The sequence below is a fragment of the Rhodovibrio salinarum DSM 9154 genome, from assembly GCF_000515255.1.
In the GTDB taxonomy this organism is placed as follows: Bacteria; Pseudomonadota; Alphaproteobacteria; order Kiloniellales; family Rhodovibrionaceae; genus Rhodovibrio; species Rhodovibrio salinarum.
On sequence record NZ_KI911559.1, the window covers coordinates 2,287,832 to 2,308,732 of the forward strand.

Here is a 20,901-nt window from a genome sequence, read left to right on the forward strand (position 1 = left end):
TGTGCAGAGCTACGTAGTCGGAATTCCTGCCGCTGGCACTCTGCGCCCGCTTGACCACCGCCACGACCCTTACGCCGCTCTGGTTTCGGCGTTGCTAGGCTTGTCAGGATGAAAACTATAAGCCTAAACTCGACCCAGTTTGTATCTCGCTGATATCCCGCCAAAACCTGTTGGAGCCCCGTTGCAGGCCCAAGTTACCACCTCCACAGACGTCCAGACGCCCGCGATTGACGTCCGTGAGGTCACCAAACTCTTCGGGGGCAGTGCATACTCCGTAAGTGCTCTCGACGGTGTTTCGCTGGCAATCGGTGAAAATGAGTTTTTCACGCTCCTCGGACCCTCGGGCTGCGGAAAGACCACACTGCTGCGGCTGATTGCGGGATTCGAGCAGCCAACCTCCGGGGCCATCGACCTGTATGGAGAGCCGCTCGCTGGCCTGCCGCCGTTCAGTCGGCCGGTCAACACCGTCTTCCAGTCATACGCATTATTCCCGCACATGACCGTGGCCGAGAACGTACGTTTCGGTTTGGAGATGCAGGGCTGGCGGAAGACGGACATGCGGGAGCGCGTCGCAGAGATGCTCGCGCTCGTGCAGTTGGAGCGACATGCCGACCGGAAGCCAGACCAGCTCTCCGGCGGCCAGCAACAGCGCGTGGCATTGGCACGCGCGCTTGCCAACCAGCCCAAGGTGCTCCTGCTCGACGAACCGTTGTCCGCGCTTGACCTGAAGCTGCGCAAGGAAATGCAAGTCGAGCTAAAGCGTCTGCAAACCGAGACTGGCATCACCTTCATCTTCGTCACGCACGATCAGGAAGAAGCGCTGACCATGTCCGACCGCCTGGCGGTGATGCACGAGGGAAAAGTGTTGCAGGTCGGACGGCCGGAAGACCTCTACGAGCACCCGACGCAGCGTTTTGTCGCCGACTTCATCGGCGAGACGAACTTTCTCGAGGCGACGCTGGTTGACGTCGATATCGGGGATGGTGGCGCTGGCGTGCGCCTGCGTCTGGATACGGGCGCCGAACTGACCGCCGCCCGGTCGAATGGTCAGACGGCCGGTTGCCGGGTGACACTGGCGGTTCGGCCCGAACGGGTGGCGTTTGGGTCGGCCAACGAAGGGGCAGGGTTGCCGGGGACGATCGACCGCGTGGTGTACTTCGGTACGGACACCAGCTACCACGTCACCTTGGACGGACTTGACGCGGCGATGCTGGTTCGGGTGCAGAACCGCACCGGCGCGGCGCGGCATTTCCGCGAGGGTGATGCGGTTCGCCTGCAGGTGCCACCCGAAGCCGTGCAAGTGTTGCGGGACTGATGGCGACGGGGCAGACCAGCGCGTCCCTTTGGGCGCGACCCGGCGTGCGCCGGGCGCTGTTGTTGCTGCCGGCGCTCGGCGTGATCGGTGTGTTCATGCTGCTGCCGTTGGGCCTGATGGCCTACGTCTCGTTCCTGGAACGCGCGCTGCACGGCGGTGTCGAGTGGCACAGCTTCACGCCCGAAGCCTACGTCAAATTCCTGTTCGAACGCGATCTGACCGGCAATCTGGAAGTGAACACCGACTACCTGCAGATTTTCGGCCGCTCGTTCCTGCTTGCTGCGACCACGGTGCTGCTGGCCCTGCTGGTTGGCTTTCCGACGGCGTTCTATATGGCGCTGCAGGATAATCCGCGTTACCGGAACCTGCTGGTTTTCATGGTCACGGTGCCGTTCTGGACCAACCTGCTGGTGCGCAACTACGCTTGGATCATCCTGCTGCGCAATAACGGCCTGATCGACAACGGCCTTGCCGCGCTAGGCCTGAACCCGGGGCCGCTCGACCTGCTCTACACCGACTTCTCCGTATGGGTCGGCCTGACCTACTCGTTCCTCCCGTTCATGGTGCTGCCGATCTACGCCAGCTTGGAGAAACTCGACCTGCGGCTGGTGGAAGCCGCCTTCGATCTCGGCGCGAACCGTCGCCGGGCGCTGCAGCGGATCGTGGTGCCGCTGGCGCTGCCCGGGATCGTCGCCGGCTGCATCCTGGTGTTTGTCCCCTGCCTGGGGGCCTACGTAACCCCGGAACTGCTCGGCGGCTCAAAATCGCTGATGATCGGCAACCTGATCCAGAACCAGTTCGGCGCGGCCCGGAACTGGCCGTTCGGTGCGGCGTTGGCGTTTGCGCTCCTGGCCTTGGTGCTGCTGGCGATGACGGTCTATGCCCTGCGCTTTCGCCGCGCACCTGCTGGAGCAACGTGAGATGCCGGCCACCCCCCATCCAGGTCGCGAATCGCGGTCCTCATGTCGGTTTACGGGAGTCTTGTCTGGAGCTCTTGAGGCGTTGGCGCCGCTCAAGCCTTGGGGCTCGGTGATATGAGCGGCCGGGCGAAGAACTCGCTCTGGCGTTTTGCCGGGGTCCGGCCGGCGGCGGCGTTCTTTTTCGCGTACCTGTATCTGCCGATCCTCATTCTGGTCGCCCTGTCGTTCAACGAGAACCAGACAGTGACGATCTGGACCGGCTTTACCACCGACTGGTACGCCAGCGTGCTAGCAAACGAAGATATGCTGCGGGCGGCGCGCAACTCGTTGATCGTCGCCGTCTCCGCCACTGTCATCGCGACCCTCGTGGCGACGCTGGCCGCACTCGGCATCAGCCGGAGCCGCTTTCGCGGCGAGACGGTGATCAATGGCGTGATCGGTCTCCCGCTCGTGGTGCCTGAGATCGTCACCGCGGTTGCCACGCTCTTGTTCTTCGTGCTGATCGGGCTACAACTCGGGCTGTTGACGGTGATCGTTGGACACACCGTCTTCTGCATCCCCTTCGCCTACCTGCCGATCCGGGCCCGGCTGGAAGGCATGGACCCGACGCTGCGCGAAGCCGCCGCCGACCTTTATGCAAGCGCCTGGGCAACCTTCAGGCGCGTGACCCTGCCGTTGCTTTGGCCGGGGATCCTCTCGGGCGCCATTCTGGCGTTCATCATCTCGCTGGACGATTTCGTCATCAGCTACTTTGTGGCCGGCGCGGGCGCGACCACGTTACCGGTCTACATTTTCGGCATGATCCGCATCGGTGTCACCCCGGAAGTCAACGCACTATCGACGCTGATGCTGCTGGTCTCGATCATCTGCGTTTCGCTCTCATTCCTGGTGCAGCGGGCTAGACAGATGGGCTCGAATTGACCCGGGTCGTGTCCCGGCGGACACTTCTAGAGGCCAGTGCTCGAGCGGTGCTGACCCGACAACAACAGGGAGCCTTCAATCATGGGCACGACAACGATCGCACGGCGTCTCGCCGTCGCTGTAGGCACGTTTGCCGCCGCCGTGACGATCAATGCTGGTGGCGCCGCTGCGCAGGACGCTGGGGAGCTGTACCTCTATAATTGGGCAAATTACTTTCCACCGGAGTTGATCGAGAAATTCGAGCAGGAGACGGGGGTCGACGTCACGCTCGACGTCTACGATTCGAACGAGACCATGCTTGCCAAGCTGCAGGCCGGTGCCTCGGGTTATGACATCGTCTTCCCCTCGGGCTATATGCTCGGCGTGATAATTGATGAAGGACTGGCACGGAAGATCGACGCCAGCGAGCTGTCTAACTTTGGGAATGTTCGCGCGCCACACGACGCGCCAAGCTTCGACCCCGAGCGTGCATACTCGGCGCCCTACATGTGGGGCACCACCGGGATCGCCTACGATACCGACCGGGCGCCCGAGCTGGAGGAAAGTTGGAAGGAGTTCTTCAAGCCGCGCGACGCGCTGAAGGGCAAGATCGCCGCGCTTAATGACCAAGTCGAGATGTACAACGCCGGTGCCCGCTATCTGGGCATCGACGTCTGCACCGAACAGCCGAAGCAGGCCCAACAGATCCTCGATCTGTTGGAAGCCCAGAAACCGCACCTGGCGATGTATTCCTCTACCGGTACGGTCGACCGCATGATCGCCGGCGAGGTTGTGATGCACCACATGTGGAACGGCGCCGCGCACCGGGCGAAAGAACAGCGTGAATCGATCAAATACCTCTATCCAAAGGAAGGACTGGCCTTCTGGTCGGATCATATGGTGGTGGTCAAGAATGCGCCAAATCCGGAAAACGCGCGAACCTTCATCAACTGGATGATGGCGCCGGAGAACGCGGCTGCGGCGTCGAACTACACCGGCTATATGAATGCAATCGAAGGGTCGAGCCAGTACCTGAACGCATCGCTGAAGAATGACCCGGCCGTCAACATGCCGGACGCCTACGCGGACCGGCTGCGGCCGAGTAAGGAATGCTCGCCGGAAGCCCGCGAGCTCCGCGACAAGGTCTGGACACGGCTGAAGAGCTGAGGCCCGGCCGAGCGTCCGCTCGGTGGGGCCTGTGCCGTGCTGGCGTGGGCGTCTCCAGGGCCCACGCCAGCGCGCTATGGTGCCTGATGCACCTGATCCGGGCGGCAAGGTCGTCCAAGTCAGGTCTCCATAACCCGCATTCCGGAACGCGAGCCCATCGATGTCAGACGCGCCAAAAGAGCCCGCGGATCTCACGATCGCCCTCTGGGCCACCAATCTCGCGCGCCCGCTGAATGGGATCGACGCATGGGCTGCTGCGGTTGATGCGCAGATGGCTGAAGCATGCGGGCAGGGGGCAGACCTGTTCGTGATGCCGGAGTACGCAAGCGCGCAGTGGCTCTCGTTCGCGCCGCCGGACTTGTCGCCGGATCGGGAAGTCCCCTGGATGGCTGATCAGGCGCCGAAGGCCTTGGACGCAGTGCGGCCTTTGGCGGCGAAGCATGGCATGGCGCTGCTCGCTGGAACCATGCCATGGCGTCTGGACGAAGCGTCCGCAGATGCTCCAGCGGAGGTCAACCGCGCCTGGCTGATCCTACCGGATGGCACCATCCACGCACAGGACAAGCTCTGTCTGACGCCGGGTGAGAAGGATCCGCTGGCTTGGCAGCTTACGGTCGGCCATACACTGACGTTGGTGCGCTGGCGCGGTCTGACGGTTGCTATTGCGATCTGTCTCGACGTCGAACTGCCGGCGCTCTCCGCCAAGCTGGCGCCGCATGCGCCGGACCTCTTGCTGGTGCCCTCCATGACCGAGAAGCGTGCCGGCTTCCACAGGGTGAATTCCTGCGCCAGGGCCCGGGCGGTCGAGTTGCAGGCAGCCGTGCTCACATGTGGCTGCATCGGAGATGCCGCGACCGGAAAGCCGCGGGAAGGCAACACGGGCGGTGCGGCGGTTTACCTGCCAAGCGAGCCCGAGCTTGGGCATGTCGGGATCGCAGCGGAGACGGGGTTGATGGCCGAAAGCGATGATGCGGGCCCGTTGCTGATACACCGTTTGCCGTTTGCAAAAATGGCTGGGTTGCGCGCGGGCGGTGCCGAGGTCTGGCCCGGTGCTTGGAATGCTGCGGCTGTCAACATTGCATGGGCTGGCGACAAGCCAGATAACCAGGCGTGATCGCGTGAGCCGCGGGGTTGGGCCGGCGATATCTGTCATATCCCGCTGTTGTGCGGGAATGATGCGATATCACAACGGTCGTTCGGGGTTCTTGGGCGCGTAATCTAGGAACCCAAGGTGATGGTACCGTTTGACTGCGGGCATCGCCTGTGCGCTGCAGGGAGCATAACCGGAGAGAAGTCCGGGTTTCCGCGGTTTTCGGCAGCTGGCGCTCAAAATCCTGGCGCCCCAGCCAGCTGCGAATAACCTCCAGAAATTTCAAGATTATCGCCAGCCGTTAACCCTCGAGGACCGCGGAAAACCGCGATTCCCGGCGATTTTGCCATAACGCCCGGAAGTCAGCTATCCGCGCGGCGATCGAGCACCCGTTCGCTCGCCAACATGGCCTACAACATGAAGCGATGGTGTTGGCTCAACAGGCGAAGTATGTCTGCATGACGGCCGATCCAGCAAAAGCTCTGGTCGCTGAACCGAAAACACCGCAACGCGCTGTTAAAAATTCGCCCAACCCACCTGGGCAGCCGTTATCTCTGGATCAGGCTCGCTGGAAAGCCAGTTTCCGGAGGTGTCCCCATGAAAAAGGCCCCGCGCGGCAGGTGTGCCGCGCGGGGCCAATGTCGTCTGGAAAGGTGCAGTTACGCCACGTCGAAGCGGTCGGCGTCCATCACCTTGGTCCAGGCCGCCACGAAGTCCTCCACGAACTTCCAGGCGTTATCGTCCTGAGCATACACCTCGGAGTAGGCGCGCAGGATCGAATTGGAGCCGAACACGAGATCCGCACGGGTCGCGGTCCACTTGACCGTGCCGCTGGCGCGATCACGCAGCTCGTAGAGGCCGTCGCCGGCCGGGCGCCATTCGTAGTCCATGTCGGTCAGCGTCACGAAGAAATCGTTGGTGAGCGCGCCGACCCGGTCGGTGAAGACGCCGTGGGCGGTGCCGCCGTGGTTGGTGCCGAGGACGCGCATGCCGCCGACCAGCACGGTCATCTCCGGCGCCGTCAGGCCAAGGAGCTGCGTGCGGTCGAGCAGCATCTCCTCGGGCGAGACCACGTACTCCTTCTTCAGCCAGTTGCGGTAGCCATCGGCCAGCGGCTCCAACGGCTCAAAGGAGTCGGCGTCGGTCATCTCGTCCGTGGCGTCGCCGCGGCCCGGGGTGAACGGCACCGAGATGTCGAAGCCGGCGGCCTTCGCGGCCTGCTCGATGCCGACGTTGCCGGCGAGCACGATCACGTCGGCAACCGACGCACCGGCTTCTTTGGCGATCGGCTCGAGGACGCCCAGCACCCTGGCCAGACGCTTGGGCTCGTTGCCTTCCCAGTCCTTCTGCGGGGCCAGGCGGATGCGTGCCCCGTTGGCACCGCCGCGCTTGTCCGATTGACGGAAGGTGCGGGCGCTGTCCCAGGCGGTGGCGATCATTTCCTCGATGGAGAGGCCGGAGGCCGCGATCTTCGACTTGACCCCGCCGATGTCGTAGTTGGTCGGGCCGGCAGGAACCGGGTCCTGCCAGATCAGGTCCTCCTCGGGCACCTCCGGCCCAAAGTAGCGCCCCTTTGGACCCATGTCGCGGTGGGTCAGCTTGAACCAAGCGCGGGCGAAGGTCTCCTGGAAGTACGCGGGGTCGGCCCGGAACTTCTCCATGTAGTCACGATAGGTCCGGTCGACCTTCATCGCCATGTCGGCGTCGGTCATGATCGGGTTATGACGGATCGACGGGTCCGTGGCGTCGACCGGCTTGTCCTCTTCCGCGATCTCGACCGGCTCCCACTGCCAGGCGCCGGCGGGGCTCTTGCGCAGCTCCCACTCGTGATCGAGCAGCATGGAGAAGTAGCCCTGGTCGAACTGGGTCGGGTGCGCCGTCCAGGCGCCCTCGATGCCGCTCGTCACCGCCTTGCTGGCCTGGCCCTGCTGGTTCGGGTTGGCCCAGCCGAGGCCCTGGTTCTCCACGTCCGCCGCCTCGGGCTCCGGGCCGAGCTCGGCCGCGTCGCCGTTGCCGTGGCACTTGCCGACGGTGTGGCCGCCCGCGGTCAGGGCCGCCGTCTCCTCGTCGTTCATCGCCATGCGGGCAAAAGTCTCGCGGACCTGGTCGGCGGTCTTCTGCGGGTCGGGCTGGCCGTTGACGCCTTCGGGATTGACGTAGATCAGCCCCATCTGCACCGCGGCCAGCGGGTTCTCCATCGTGTCCGGCTTCTCGACGTTGGCGTAGCGCTCGTCAGAGGGGGCCAGCCATTCCTTCTCCGCACCCCAGTAGGTGTCCTTCTCGGGATGCCAGATGTCCTCGCGACCGAACCCGAAACCGAAGGTCTTCAGGCCCATCGATTCATAGGCGATGTTGCCGGCCAGGATGATCAGGTCCGCCCAGCTGAGGCTGTTGCCGTACTTCTTCTTGATCGGCCAGAGCAGGCGGCGCGCCTTGTCCAGGCTTGCGTTGTCCGGCCAGGAGTTGAGCGGGGCGAAGCGCTGGTTGCCGGTGCCGCCGCCGCCGCGGCCGTCGGCCAGGCGGTAGGAGCCGGCGGCGTGCCAGGCCATCCGGATCATCAGGCCGCCGTAGTGGCCCCAATCGGCCGGCCACCAGGTCTGGCTGTCGGTCATCAGCGCGTGGAGGTCAGCCTTCAACGCCGCGACGTCGAGATTCTTCAGCTCTTCGTGGTAGTCGAAGTCCGAGCCCATCGGGTTCGGCTTGCTGTCGTGCTGATGCAGGATGTCGAGGTTCAGCGTGTTGGGCCACCAGGACATCACCGAACTGCCCAGTTCGGTGTTGCCGCCGTGCATGACCGGGCATTTGCCGCTCATCGGACTGCTGTCGCCGTCCATAACCGTTCTCCTCTGAATCGCTGGATCATGCCTCGGTCGCGGCTCGCCGATGGGCCGGCCCGGCCTGTCCAAAGTGGGAATGCCTATTTTGTAACTGCAATTTAGAGCGATTCCAATCTGAAAAAAAGCCTGCGACATGTTCACGGGCCACGAGGCGGCGGACAGTCGGATAGCGACCATGGAGCCGAGATTTCGCGCCTCGCCTGGTCCAACGTCGGGGGCAAGTTCAGGAAAGGCGCAGGACGCGAGACTGCTGTCCAAGCGCAAGGGGGCGTGAACACATTAGACCCGCCCCTGGAAGGGGCGGGTCTGTCGCTAGCATCTGTTTGAGCTGCCCTGTCGGCGGGAACGTTACGACCGCGAGGCCGCTCCCGCCGCGCGCAGGTGGTTTACCAACGGTAGGTCACGCTCGCGCGCACCTGTTGGGCCTGACCATAGGAGCAGGAGGTCGCGCCGCCGTTGCAGATGACGTAGTCGTCGTCGAGCAGGTTCTTGGCGTTGAGGCCGAATTCGAACGCTCCCCACTGGTAGCCGATGCGGGCGTCCACCAGGGTGTAGGATGGGTTGGTGATGGTGTTCGCCCCGTCACCCTGGGATTCGCCCACGAAGCGCACGCCGCCGCCCAGGACGAAGCCTTTGAGCATCCCGGACGGCACCCGGTAATTGGCCCAGACCTTGGCCGTGTGCTCGGGAGTCACCGGTGGGGTATTGCCTTCGGGCAAGGTGCTCGTGCCCTCGATCGCCTCGGCGTCGGTATAGGTGTAGGAAACGAGCGCGCTCAGCGACTCCGTGATGTCGGCCTGGGCGCTGAGTTCGAGGCCCTGCGAGCGCACTTCGCCGCCCTGTACCGTCAGATTGGGGTTGTTGGGATCGGGGGAGCGGACGTTCTGTTCCGTCAAGCTGTAGACCGCCGCGGTGAACAGCGCGTCGTAGCCGGTGGGCGCGTATTTCACGCCGGCCTCGTACTGTTGGGCCGTCTTGGGCTCGAAGGGATCGCCGCTGCTGTCCGTCCCGATCACCGGATTGAAGGATTCCGAGTAGCTGATATAGGGCGTCACGCCGACATCGAACTCGTAGCCAACGCCCGCGCGGTAGGTCGTTTCCTGCGCGTCGTAGTCGGTGGTGGTGTTTGTCCGATGGTCCTCGGTCTTTTGATCCAGCCGATCGTGCCGGACGCCCAGCGTGAGGATCACGTCCTCGAAGACGTGGACTTGGTCCTGCAGGTAGAAACCGACCTGGTCCTGGGTAATCCGGTTGTCCAGGTAGAGCTGCGGCTCGGTGACCTGGACACCGTAGCTGGGATCGAAGATATCGATGGCGGGGGCAGGGCCAGACCCACGCTGGTTGTCGGCGACCCGGCGCTGGTAGTCGACGCCGGCTAGCACATGGTGTCGGGTCGGTCCGGCCTCCAGATTGGCGTGCGCCTGCGTATCGACGTTCCAGGCGTCGAGGCTGTCGTCCACCGTGAAGGAGCTTCTGTTGAGCGTGCGCTGGTCACTCTGCAGTCCGGCACCGTACAGCACCGCCTGCTCGTTCGTCACATCGGCGTAACGTACGTTCTGACGGACCATGAAGGTGTCGTTGAAACGGTGCTCGAACTCGTAACCGACGCTGACGCGTTCGGTCTCGAAGGTATCGAAGTTCGGGTCGCCGACGAAGAACTCGCGGTCGATCTGGCCGTTTGGATTGCCCTCCAGCGTGCCTTGGATCGGCAGCGTGCCGAAGGAGAACTGTTCTTCCTTCTGGTAACTGCTCAGCAGGGTCAGGTGGGTGTCGTCCGACAGGTCAAAGCGGAAGGCCGGAGCGATGAAGGTCTTATCGTTCTGCGAGAAGTCGACGATGGTTTCGGCATCGCGCACGAGCCCGGTCAGACGGGCCGAGATGCCAGACTCCTCGCCAAGCGGACCGCCGATGTCGAACTTGCCCTGCTTCCATTCGAAGGTGCCGTACTCGACGCCGATCTCGGCAAGCGGTGTATCCGGCGGCCGCTTGGAGATCAGATTGACCACACCGCCGGGTGAGCCGTCGCCGAACAGCACGGACGAGGGACCGCGCAAAATCTCGATCCGCTCCTGTCCGTAGGGCTCCAGCCGGGCAAGCGTGAAATCTCCATTGGCGAGCTGTAGCCCGTCGCTGTAGGTCGCGTTCTGGGTGCCGTTGAAGCCGCGCAGGCTGAACTGGTTGAAGCGTAGGTCGCGGCCATAGCCCTGGGAGACGACGCCGGGCGCGTACTGCAAGGCTTCTTCGACCGAACTGGCGCCCTGGTCCTCGATCTGCTCGCGCGAGATCACCGTGATCGACTGCGGGATCTCCGTGATCGGCGTGTTGGTCTTGGTCCCGGTCGTGGTCGTCTCGGCTACGTAGCCATCAACCGGGCCCTTGCCTGACTGGCCCTCTCCGGTGACCTCGATCGGTGCCATCTGCACACTGCTGCCGGACGCGTTGACGTCCACCAGCTGGATCGCGCCGTCTTCGCGCCGGTAGGTGAGGCCGGTTCCGGCCAGCAGTTGGTTGAGGGCGGCATCAACCGGGTATTGGCCGGTGACGCCGTCGGTGGTCTTTCCGGCCAGCAGCCGGTCGGGTGCGGCGAATTCCAGCCCGGTCTGACGGCTGAAACGGGTCAGCGCCGATCCGAGGTCGCCGGCTGGAATCTCGAACTGTTGTGTGTCGTCCTGCTCGGCACCGGTCGTTTGCGCGATGGCGCCGCCAGCTGGAACCGTGGTGGCAAGCGCGGTTGCGACAAGTAGAGCGTGACGCAGCGAACGGCGCGTGGAGAGTGTCGTCTGCTGTGCCAAGATGTGTCCCCCTGCAATTCTCTTCTCTGTGACCCCCGCCGGATAGCGGATCCGGTTGATGCTCACAGGAGGGACGCTGACGCGCGTCGGGACGACAGCGAGAAAACCAAAAAAATTTACTGATGCGTGGGGCCGGCCGCTTTTTGGGACGGCTTTAGCGGCTGCGCAGGATAACCAGCCCCGGCAGTCGATAGGCCCGGACCGGCAGCAACTGCTCAAGCCGCCGGACGGCGCGATCCGGATGGGTCAGGTCGATCAAGCCGGTCACACGCAGCTCCGCAAGGGCCGGGTCGAGGACCCAGATTCGCTCTGAGATATGTCGCCTGAGGTCTGAAATCACGGCGGATAGGGGCTTGGAGCGGAACACCAGCAAGCGTTCACGCCACGCAGCAACGTTTGCCAGGTCTGCTTGGGTCACCCGCATTGACTTGCCGGACGTGTAGACCAGCTTTTCGCCGCGATGCACGGTCCGGGCTGTCGTTCCCGGATGGTCCTGCAGGACCACGCGAACCGCGTGTTCCTCGACCACCAAGCTGGTCCGGTCTCCCGCCCGGGTGACCGTGAAGGCCGTACCAAGGGCGGTCATGCGCAACCCGCCTGCATCGACGGTGAAGGGGCGATCGGCGTCTGGTGCCACCTGCGTATAGAAGCGTCCGTCGAGCAGCCGCAGGCGTCGTGTGTCGCCGGTGAAAGTGGTATTTACGGCGGTGGCGCCGTCGAGGACCAGGCGGGAGGTATCCGGCAGCTCAATCTGCCGCAACTCCGACACGTCGGTCGCATAGTCCGCTTGCAGACGCTCCAGCGCGGGCATCCACAGCAATAGGATGACCGCGACGACGGCGGCTAGCGCGCCGGTCGCGGGAACCCGCCATCCCCTTGATTTGTCGCGCCCGGCTGGCGAAGGGGCATGGGCGGCCTGCCCGTAGGCGTCGGGAATGGCATCCCAAAGGGATTCGGCTTCACGCGCCGCAGCCTCGTTGTCCCGGCTGGTGCGTCGCCATGCCTGATAGGCGGTCCAGTCAGCGCTCCGGGCATGTCCCGAATTGAGCAGGGTCAACCATTCGAATGCCCGTTCGAGAGCCGCGTCGGACGGGGATGCAGATCGTTTGCGATCTTCGGACACGTGGTGCTCGTCGAAAGTCCATTTGGTGGCGGTGCGCCGCCGCCCTCTACGAACGTGTCCTAGCTGGTCGCGTCAGGCAACTGTCGTTTCAGTTTTCGCAGGGCGTTCATAATGTACTTCGAGACCATGCTCGGGGAGACGTTCATCTCGGCCGCAATCTGTGCGTGCGTTTTGCCGTGAACGCGATTCATGATCAGCGCGTCGCGTTCGCGTGCGGGCAGGGCCGCTAGCGCCGAACGCAGGATGACGACATGCTGCCGGTCCGCCGTCTGCTGCTCCTGTAGCGGGGCGTGGTCGCGGGGCTCGAAGGCAAGCTCGTCCATCGGCGGTGTGCGACCACGTCGTCCGCGTCGGCGCACGCCGTCGATCACCAGATTGACGATGGTACGCCGCAGAAACGACTGCGGCTGTTCGACAGCCGGCCGATCGGCATGCTGCTCGACCGTGGCGGCGTATTTTGCGAAGGCCTCCTGCACGAGATCGGCCGCCATGTCGGCATCGCCGGTGCGGCGGTAGGCGAACTGTCGCAGAGTGTTTGCATGGTCGCTGTACAGTGCGTCGAGGTCGGTCATCGGGGATCGTATCTGTGGCCGTCCAAGAGGTTTCCGGAAGCTACCGCAATTGCACTTCATTCGCAATTAGCGCATACGCAATTCCCCTCAAGTGCGTGGCCCACTGTCGTATCGCGGCTGCCCAACGTCCTTGTCTACGGCAGGCGACTCTGTAGCCGGGCGAAGGAGCTGGCCTTATGAGTGTGGCGCGAGTTTCGCGTACGGAATGGGACTTCGATGCGCTGCTTACCGCGCATCTCGCGTGTATCCGGGGCGTTTACTGCGACGGTATCGACGAGCTGTCCGGCGGCGGACGCTATCTGTGGTCACGATATATCCCGGATCCGGTATTCAATTATGCGGTCGACACCGATCCGACGGTGCCAGGCGAACTGCGCCATATCGCCACGCGGCGCCAGCGGCCCGCGGCCGTGATGGCACGTCAGGCGCCGCCGCCCGGCAATGACTACGCCCTGGAGGTGGAGGCGGCCTGGATGGTGCGGGACCTGCACGCGAACGGACCTCCGTCTCCCATCGATAGCGAGGTCCGTATCAGCGCGGGGGACCCGCCTCCGGAAGCGTTCTTGGACGGGTTTTCCCAAACCGAATCAGAAGTCGCCGTGAACAGGCACATCGAACGTCACTACGTTCATGCCTTGCGTTGCGGGATCGCCGAACGCGCCGATGCGTCCTGGCATTTCATGGTGCTGCGCGACGGGGCGGCAATCGCCTTCGGTTCGCTCTACAGGACAGGCGAACTGGCAGGACTCTACAACGTTGCCACGCGCGTCGACGCGCGCAGACAGGGGCTCGCTTCAACCATCACGAGGGCGGCCTTGCGCGTGGCGCACGAGGCTGGCGCGTCGGCCGCCTTCCTACAGTGCGGCGCAGGGTCCGCTGCAGAGGCCCTTTATCGTAGCCATGGTTTTCAAACGGTCTGCCGGCCCTGGTTGCTGGAACTGCCTGCAAGCTCCTGAACCGACGTCGTGTTGTCCGGAGTGCGGGAGAGGAGCCAGACCCGCGGCGGTTCGGTCTGTGACCAGCACCACGCTCCGGAGGTGTCGTCGGACAGTTCCACAACGCGGCAGGTCAGGGCGAGTCCGGCTTCCACGCCGCCGGCGAGCCCTGCGCCGGTTGCCTTGCCCAGCGATTCGCAATGACACCAGCGGTTCCGCAGATTAGGGGCAGTGGCCGTCGGATCGGGGAAGAGCTCCGGTAAGTTGGCGGCCAGGACCTGCCACTGGATATCCACGCGGTCGCTCTGTACGTCGACACCGATGGTCCCCTCCGGGACGGCACCGACCGCCAGCCATATCTCGACATGCGACAGCGATAGGTCGCAGGGGATATCCCCCTGCAGCAGCGGTCGCCCGAATGTACCGTGTCCGAACGCCAAATGCCGATGGTCGACCCCCAGCCACTGGCCTAGAGCGCGGGCTTTGAATGCGTGCGCAAGCAGGTGGGAATCCCATGTCCCCGCAAGCTCCGGCCAATAAAGCTGGAGATCGGCCGTTCGGGCAAAGGCGACGAACCCCTGCGGGCTGCCCGCAAGCGCCTGTTGCAGCGCCGCGCTCACGTGACCGGCGTCTCTGTCAGTTGGCGCATCGCGGCATCGAACTGTCGGTGGAAGGCGGGGGCGCCGATGATTCGCAGATGCGTGGTGTTGCGCACGATCTCGACGCTGCGGACGTCGTTGGAGACTTCGTGCCAATCGATCACGTTCATGCCGCGGTTCAAGGTGTCGTCGGCGATCCAGGCGCGGATTGGACAATCGAACGGGCGCATGACATAGCGTCGGAAGATCAGGGCGTTCTCGATCAGCACGCGGAAGGTATGCTCGCGTGTGCCGACCCCCGGACCGTCCGTCGGCAGGTCTTCCTCGGACTTGTGCACGAAGGCGAGGAACTGTCTGTAGGTATGGCTGTCCATACCGTCGAGGAGCTGTTCCCACTCCGTGCGCATGCCACTGGCCGGGAGCCACTTGCGCACGCGCCGGTCGAGGGCGTCCAGCCGGTCTTCCGGCAGCAGGACCGGTGCATCCGGCGCGAAATCGGCATCCAGAGCGCCGACGTCGACCATGCCGACGAAGGCGATGTCGATCTCGTCGATCAGGGACCGGGCGGCCTCGAAGGCCAGAATGCCGCCCCATGACCAGCCGAGGAGCACGCATGGCCCGCCCGTGTGGTCGCGCCGGACGATGTTGGCGTAGCGTTCGGCGATCTCCTCCACCGTGGCGTCCGGCTTCTCCGGCTGCGTCAGCGAATAACAGATAAAGCCCGTGGCGGGCTGGTCCGGGCCCAGGTGCTCGACAAGCCGGACGTATTCGCGGGTGCTGACCAGAAGACCGGGAAAGCAATAGAGGTGCGGACGCGTGCCCTGGTGGCTTAGACGCACGACCTCGCTTTCCCGTGCGCCGCCGTCCTTGAGGATGTCGGCAAAGCTGCGCAGGACGGGATTGTTGAAGACGTCGGCGATCCCGATGTCCAGACTCGGGCGGTCCTGGCGCAACTGCGCAAGGACCGCAAGCGCCGTGAGGGAATCGCCTCCCAGTTCGAAGAAGTCATCGTCGATGCCGACGGCATCGAGATTCAGGACCGAACGCCAAGTGGCCGCGATGGCCTCTTCCGCCCAGTCGCGCGGCGGCATCTTTTGCGCCACGGCTTCCTCCGCTGGAGCGGGAAGCGCATTCCGGTCCGTCTTGCCGGTTGAGGTCACCGGGATGCGGTCGAGAACAATCAGGCGGGACGGGACCATGTAGTCGGGTAGCTCCCCGGCGAGGAATCCCCGAACCGCGCGGTGGTCGATCTGTGCGCCCGAGGCCGGAACAGCGTACCCGACCAGCCAGTCCCCGCCTGGACCCGGCTTTATCGCGACCGCCGCTTCGAGAACGTCCGGATGACGGCGCAGGCAGGCTTCTATTTCACCGAGTTCCACGCGGTAGCCACGGAGTTGCACCTGATTGTCGACGCGTCCCAGGAACTCGACCGAGCCGTCGCTCAGCCAGCGCGCCCGGTCGCCGGTGCGGTACATCCGTGCGCCCGGCCGCCCGAACGGGTTGCTGCGGAAGCGGCGCTGCGTTTCCTCCGGCCGTCCATGATAGCCACGGGCCAGTCCGGAGCCCGCGATGTAGAGTTCGCCGGGGACGCCGACCGGGACCGGCCTCAGCGCGTCGTCGAGCACGAACGCGCGGCGGTCGCCGACCGCGCGGCCGATCGGTGCGTAAGGCTGCGGGCAGTCCGTGCCGCGATAGGCCTTCCAGACCATCGGCGAGATGACCGTCTCGGTCGGCCCGTAACCGTTGATCAGAAGGCGCGCGCCCAGGCTTTTTTGTACCCGGGAAAGCGTCTCGCGGGGCATCGCCTCGCCGCCGAAGGAGATCATGTCGAGCTGCGGGCGCGGTCCTTCGCTCCGCTCCGCCCAGTCCGCCAGATGGGCGAGGTAGGCGGGCGGGAAGCCGGCATTGGTGATCGCATGGCGGACCAGCGCGTCGTACGTCTGGTCAACGCTCCATAGCTCGGCATCGCGCAGCACCACGCAGGCCCCGATCACCAGCGGCGTCATCCAACGCTCGTGCGCCCCGTCGAAGGCCATCGACAGGAAATGCAGCTCCCGGGAGTCCGCGGTCATTTCGTAAACGTCGGCGGTCGCGCGGCAATGCATGGCGAGCGGACCGTGGTCCACCGCCACGCCCTTGGGCGTCCCCGTCGATCCCGAGGTGTAGATGATATACGCGAGCTGGTCTTTGGACGGTGGCGTCAGGGGCCTGGCGGTTTCTTCCGCGTACATCTCCAGCGTCTCGATGGCGACCGCGGGGACGTTCGACGATGGGGGCAAGGCATCGATGGACTCCGCGTCGGTAACCACGAGCGCAGCCGCGCTGTCCTCCAGCATATACGCCAGCCGATCGCGCGGCTGCTCGCGGTCCATCGGCACGAAACCACCGCCGGCTCTGAGAATACCCAGAAGAACCGCGATCTGGATTGGACTGCGGTGCATCAGAACGCCGACGGCGCACTCGGGGCCAATATGCTGGCCACGCAGCGCGCTGGCGATCCTGTCGGCGCGTGCATCCAACTCGCGGTATGTCCAGCTGGCTTGACCCTGAACGATGGCGGTCCGGTCCGGGGCGTGCCGGGCCCAGGCGGCGATCATCTCCGGCACGGTGTCGTGGCCGCCCGGCCGCCGTCTTGGCCAGGGGGCCGATAGCCATGCGAGCGCACGGCGATCAAGCAGCCGCACCTCTGCGATGGTTCGTTCGGGTGCCTGCGCGACCTCGGCGAGCAGCGTGGCGAAATGACGCCGCATCCACGCGATGGCCGAGGTGTCGTGCGCATCCGGTCGATGGCGAATGCGCCCGCGCAGGCAGCCGTCGGGACGCACCCGTGTTTCCAGACACAGACCGAACTGTGGCGGAGCGGTCGTGGGGGGCACATCGATCTCGACCCCGGGATGTGCGGACCGGAAATCCCGTTCGGACAGATGGTGGAACGCGATGTCGAAGTCGGCTCCGTTGTCGCGCGCCAGGATCGGAAAGACCGCTTCCAGCAGACGTTCGAACGGCAGGTCCGCGTAACGGGCCGCCTCCTGGCGCTGTGCAGCGACCGTGCGGATGAGGTGCTCGAAGGAACTGTCAGGCGCGATATCGAGGTGGCGAACCTGGTCTGTGGTGTAGGGGCCGACGTTCCCGGCTCCGAGCGAAGCCGGTCGGGCGTCTGCGGGGGTGACGATGTACTGCGCGGTCTGGCCGCTATAGCGCATCAATAGCACCGCGAAGGCGGCCAGAACCGCATCCGCGAGTTCGGCATCGCACCGCTGAGCGATCTGGGCCAGCCGCGCGGTGTCCGCGTGATCGAGCAGCAGATCGTTGGCGAGGTCGCGCGGGGGCTTCTCGGCACCGGTAACGCCACGGGTCGGCAGTTCGACACGCTGCGGCGCCTCGCCAAGACGCTGTTGCCAGTAGTGGGCGGCGTCCGCAGCTTCGTCTTGCAAGACGAGCCAGCGGTTGTGCCGGGCGGCGTAGGAGCCGAAGCCCGGGGCCTCGTTGGGCGCGCCCAGCTTGCCTTGGCGCGCCGCTTCGTAGGCCTGAAGCAGGTCCGTTAAGACGATGCGGGCGCTGGTATCGTCTGCGATCAGACGGTGGAGACCGAGGATGAGCTGTGCCCCTTGGTCAGCAGGCACGAGGCCGACACGCCATAGAAGGCCGGTCGCCGGACCCGGCGGCACGGCGAACAGGGCGTCGGCGCTGTCAATTTCCACGAGACCGTCGTTGGCGGAGGCGTTCCAAAGATCGCTGGCCATTTCCGGCGGCATAACCACTTGTTCCAGCCGTCCGCCGGCCGCGTTTTCGAAACGCGTGCGAAGTGCGGGGTGGCGCGCCAGGGACCAATGACAGGCGCGGGTCAGGGCGGTGCAGTCGAGCGGTTCCGACAGGGTGATTTGCCGCAGGACATAGGCGGAGCCGGTTTCCGCACCGTGGCGGAGCGCGGCCCAATGGGCGCGCTGCTCGTGGGTGGCGGGAAAGCGGGTGGTTTCGGGGGCCTCACCGTCGGCTGCGGGAAGACCGGCCTGCTCGGCGGCGGGGATATGGGCGTAGGAAGCGTTTCGGGTCACGCGTTACGGCCTCCGGAGGTGAGCGTCTCGAACAGGGCTCTCACCGGTTCATGACGACGCCGATAGGGGAGTTGTCAGCGCGCTCGATGATTTTTTTGCACCGCCGGTAAATGAGGCCCGGCCACGGTCGTCTTTGTTCTGTGCAGGCTGTAGCAAGGCAAGGAGACCCGCCGTGTCCGACCGAGAGCTGCTCCACCGCACATTTCTTCTCCGACGTCCCTGGGAGGTCCGGCCAACGGGGCCGGATACGCTCGAAGCGAGGGGCGAAACTGGCGACCGCGTGAGCTTTCGTCGTCTGCCTGAGGGGGCGCTCGCGCTTCAGGACGGGCAGGATCTTCCGGATTGTCCTGAGCGTCTGGCCGAGGCCACTGCTGCCGCGCTGGAAGCGCTGATGACCCGGGATGCACGTGCCCAAAGCATCCCGCTCGATTTTGGGCGGTTCGACGCTGCGCAAACCCGGTTGTTCGAGAAGGGCGTGGCGATGCCGGACACTGACGGCGGCGCCGTGGCGCACGCCGACATGCTGCTGCAGCGACCGGAGGCGTGGTCGCCGTGGCGTCGCGATGCCGGCGCCTATCCCTTTTCGCCGGTGATGACGAATGGACGCCGCCATCCGCAGCGGCCGCCGAAACCGACCGGGCGCGTCTATGCACGCTACATCCCGTGGCTGGGCCAGACACTCTCGTTCGACGTCGCCGATCCGCAGCAGCATCTGGACCGCTTCCACCGTTGGATGAACGATCCGCGGGTCGATGCCTTTTTCGAAGAAGCCGGCAGCCTGGACTATCACCGGGACTATCTGCGGGCGTTGACGGCGAACCCTGGCATGTTGCCGCTGATCGGATGTTTCGACGACGCGCCGTTCGCGTACTTCGAGGTTTACTGGGCGCAGGAGAGCCGGCTGGGCCCGTACTACGACGCGGACGACTACGATCGCGGTTGGCACGTGCTGGTCGGCGAGGACGCGTTCCGCGGCAAGGCCTATATCGCGGCGTGGCTACCGTCGCTGGTGCACTTCATGCTGCTGGACGATCCACGGACCCAACGGATCGTTGGCGAGCCGGCGGCCAACCATCATCAGCAACTGCGCAACCTGCAGCGCTCCGGCTTCGCGCATGTGAAGAGCTTCGACTTCCCGCACAAACGGGCGGCGCTCGTCGCTCTGACCCGGGAGCGCTTTTTCGGCGACCAGCTCTGGCAGCCGGCCGATCCGCAAATCGCTGCCGACCCCTGGTTTGATACGGCCTCCGTCGAGGAACCTCGTGCCAAGGAGGGGATGGTATGAACCGTTCCGCACCGGTCTATGATCTGCTGGGAGTCGGGTTCGGTCCGTCCAACCTTGCGCTTGCAATCAGTCTTGCGGAGGCGAGCGAACAACAGGGCGCGCAGCTGCCCCACCTCTTCCTGGAACGTCAGCCGGATTTCGCCTGGCACCCGGACATGCTGATTCCGGGCAGCGACATGCAGATTTCCTGCCTCAAGGACCTCGTCTCGCTGCGCGATCCCACCAGTCGCTACACCTTTATGAATTACCTGCATGCGCACGGTCGCCTGGCGCGCTTTGCCAACCGCAAGACCTTCTTTCCCAGCCGTGCTGAGTTCGACGACTATCTGCGCTGGGTCGCGCGGCACTTCGATGACGTCTGCGCCTATGGCGAGACGGTGATTCGGGTCGAGCCAGTCGTGGAGCAGCAGGCGGTGACGATGCTGCGGGTCACGAGCGAAACCTGCGCAGGGATCCGCAAGGCCCGCTATGCCCGCAATCTGGTGGTTGCTGGCGGCGGCGAGCCGGCAATCCCTGACGCGTTTTCGGATGTGGCCGTGGATGACCGCGTCATCCATTCTGCCAACTATCTGAGCGCAATCGACCGTTTACAGGAGCGTCGGGGGGCACCACGGCGGATCGCCGTGATCGGCAGCGGTCAGAGCGCGGCAGAGATCTTCATGGACTTGCACGCGCGCTTTCCGGGCGCACGCAATGATCTGATCTTCCGCTCGCACGGCCTGAGCCCGTCCGATGACAGCCCGTTCGTCAACGAGATTTTCGATCCCGACTTCACCGACACCCTCTACGCCCGGCCACGGGCGGAGCGGCTCAAGTTCCTGCAGGTGTTCCAGGACACGAACTATGGCGTCGTCGACCTTGAGCTGATCGAGCGTCTCTACGCGCTGCTCTATGAACAGGAGGTTGCGGGTGTCAGTCCGCACCGTGTGTTACCGCTCAGCGAGGTAGCGGGCGTATCGCGCGGTAATGATGGCGTGACCCTGACGCGCCGCAGCGTCATCGACGGTGCCGCAGAGGAGACATCCTACGATGCCGTCGTGCTGGCCACTGGGTATACGCGCAACGACATGACCGGTGTCTTATCGGGCGTGCGCGACTGGATTACGGGGGAGGAGGTCGACCGGTACTATCGGCTGCCTTGCCGAGCCGGCTTCCGGCCGACGATTTTTCAGCAAGGCGCGAACGAAATCACGCACGGCTTGAGCGATACCTTGCTGTCCGTCCTGCCGCAACGCTCGCGCGAAATCCGGGATGCGCTGCTGGCCGAGCGTGCGGCTGAGACATCGGGGGAGTCGGCGGCATGAGCCTAGG

14 protein-coding genes are annotated in these 20,901 nt (G+C 64.7%); 8 read left to right on the forward strand and 6 right to left on the reverse strand.

Going from position 1 to position 20,901, the window contains the following annotated elements:
• Positions 1–181: 181 nt before the first annotated feature.
• The 5 genes from RHOSA_RS0110580 to RHOSA_RS21875 all read left to right on the forward strand — a co-directional run bounded on the left by RHOSA_RS0110580 (position 182) and on the right by RHOSA_RS21875 (position 5,416).
• Positions 182–1,315, forward strand: coding sequence for an ABC transporter ATP-binding protein (locus RHOSA_RS0110580; protein ID WP_051432040.1), 1,134 nt, complete (start codon positions 182–184; stop codon positions 1,313–1,315).
• Entirely contained in the window at positions 1,315–2,235 is a 921-nt protein-coding gene (locus RHOSA_RS0110585) for an ABC transporter permease (protein ID WP_037256068.1), read from the forward strand. Before RHOSA_RS0110580 ends, RHOSA_RS0110585 begins: the two co-directional genes overlap by 1 nt.
• 114 nt (positions 2,236–2,349) lie before the next feature.
• Complete coding sequence (locus tag RHOSA_RS0110590) at positions 2,350–3,156, forward strand: ABC transporter permease (protein ID WP_027288643.1); 807 nt, start codon at positions 2,350–2,352, stop codon at positions 3,154–3,156.
• An 81-nt stretch (positions 3,157–3,237) separates the two neighbouring features.
• Positions 3,238–4,302 (forward strand): extracellular solute-binding protein, encoded by a 1,065-nt coding sequence (locus RHOSA_RS0110595; protein ID WP_037256071.1) that lies wholly within the window; start codon positions 3,238–3,240, stop codon positions 4,300–4,302.
• 160 nt (positions 4,303–4,462) lie between these two features.
• Positions 4,463–5,416 carry a nitrilase-related carbon-nitrogen hydrolase gene (locus tag RHOSA_RS21875; protein ID WP_037256074.1) on the forward strand — a complete coding sequence of 318 codons (954 nt, stop codon included), beginning with the start codon at positions 4,463–4,465 and terminating at the stop codon, positions 5,414–5,416.
• A gap of 635 nt (positions 5,417–6,051) precedes the next feature.
• Here RHOSA_RS21875 and katG read toward each other — a convergent pair.
• The 4 genes from katG to RHOSA_RS0110620 form a co-directional block, all read right to left on the reverse strand.
• Positions 6,052–8,226, reverse strand: a complete 2,175-nt coding sequence (gene katG / locus RHOSA_RS0110605; RefSeq protein WP_027288645.1) for a catalase/peroxidase HPI — start codon at positions 8,224–8,226, stop codon at positions 6,052–6,054.
• Between the two features lie 389 nt (positions 8,227–8,615).
• The gene (locus RHOSA_RS0110610) at positions 8,616–11,021 is read right to left on the reverse strand and encodes a TonB-dependent siderophore receptor (protein ID WP_051432041.1); all 2,406 of its coding nucleotides are present in this window, start codon (positions 11,019–11,021) and stop codon (positions 8,616–8,618) included.
• Positions 11,022–11,175: 154 nt separating this feature from the next.
• Complete coding sequence (locus RHOSA_RS0110615; RefSeq protein ID WP_027288647.1) at positions 11,176–12,144, reverse strand: FecR family protein; 969 nt, start codon at positions 12,142–12,144, stop codon at positions 11,176–11,178.
• Positions 12,145–12,203: 59 nt separating this feature from the next.
• Positions 12,204–12,716, reverse strand: a complete 513-nt coding sequence (locus RHOSA_RS0110620) for an RNA polymerase sigma factor (RefSeq protein WP_037256077.1) — start codon at positions 12,714–12,716, stop codon at positions 12,204–12,206.
• Positions 12,717–12,892: 176 nt separating this feature from the next.
• Here RHOSA_RS0110620 and RHOSA_RS0110625 point away from each other — a divergent pair, with 176 nt between their 5' ends.
• Complete coding sequence (locus RHOSA_RS0110625) at positions 12,893–13,672, forward strand: GNAT family N-acetyltransferase (protein WP_051432042.1); 780 nt, start codon at positions 12,893–12,895, stop codon at positions 13,670–13,672.
• Here the strand turns inward: RHOSA_RS0110625 and RHOSA_RS0110630 are convergent.
• Both RHOSA_RS0110630 and RHOSA_RS21880 read right to left on the reverse strand, forming a co-directional pair.
• Complete coding sequence (locus RHOSA_RS0110630; RefSeq protein ID WP_027288650.1) at positions 13,624–14,271, reverse strand: 4'-phosphopantetheinyl transferase family protein; 648 nt, start codon at positions 14,269–14,271, stop codon at positions 13,624–13,626. The two genes, RHOSA_RS0110625 and RHOSA_RS0110630, sit on opposite strands and share 49 nt — an antisense overlap.
• Positions 14,268–18,305, reverse strand: a complete 4,038-nt coding sequence (locus RHOSA_RS21880; RefSeq protein WP_051432043.1) for a non-ribosomal peptide synthetase — start codon at positions 18,303–18,305, stop codon at positions 14,268–14,270. Before RHOSA_RS21880 ends, RHOSA_RS0110630 begins: the two co-directional genes overlap by 4 nt.
• A 280-nt stretch (positions 18,306–18,585) precedes the next feature.
• On the opposite strand from RHOSA_RS21880, the gene RHOSA_RS21885 reads away from it, so the two are divergent.
• Positions 18,586–19,590: a GNAT family N-acetyltransferase gene (locus RHOSA_RS21885; protein ID WP_051432044.1), complete on the forward strand. Its 1,005-nt coding sequence runs from the start codon at positions 18,586–18,588 to the stop codon at positions 19,588–19,590.
• A complete protein-coding gene (locus RHOSA_RS21890) occupies positions 19,587–20,894 on the forward strand; it encodes a lysine N(6)-hydroxylase/L-ornithine N(5)-oxygenase family protein (protein WP_037256080.1) in 1,308 nt (435 codons plus the stop codon). Before RHOSA_RS21885 ends, RHOSA_RS21890 begins: the two co-directional genes overlap by 4 nt.
• Positions 20,895–20,901: the final 7 nt, after the last annotated feature.

Bases quoted from the DNA above. Each gene is read 5' to 3' on its own strand.
- RHOSA_RS0110585 (WP_037256068.1), top strand. From the start codon at position 1,315: ATGGCGACGGGGCAGACCAGCGCGTCCCTTTGGGCGCGACCCGGCGTG.
- RHOSA_RS0110590 (WP_027288643.1), top strand. From the start codon at position 2,350: ATGAGCGGCCGGGCGAAGAACTCGCTCTGGCGTTTTGCCGGGGTCCGG.
- RHOSA_RS0110595 (WP_037256071.1), top strand. From the start codon at position 3,238: ATGGGCACGACAACGATCGCACGGCGTCTCGCCGTCGCTGTAGGCACG.
- RHOSA_RS21875 (WP_037256074.1), top strand. From the start codon at position 4,463: ATGTCAGACGCGCCAAAAGAGCCCGCGGATCTCACGATCGCCCTCTGG.
- katG (WP_027288645.1), bottom strand. From the start codon at position 8,226: ATGGACGGCGACAGCAGTCCGATGAGCGGCAAATGCCCGGTCATGCAC.
- RHOSA_RS0110620 (WP_037256077.1), bottom strand. From the start codon at position 12,716: ATGACCGACCTCGACGCACTGTACAGCGACCATGCAAACACTCTGCGA.
- RHOSA_RS0110625 (WP_051432042.1), top strand. From the start codon at position 12,893: ATGAGTGTGGCGCGAGTTTCGCGTACGGAATGGGACTTCGATGCGCTG.
- RHOSA_RS21890 (WP_037256080.1), top strand. From the start codon at position 19,587: ATGAACCGTTCCGCACCGGTCTATGATCTGCTGGGAGTCGGGTTCGGT.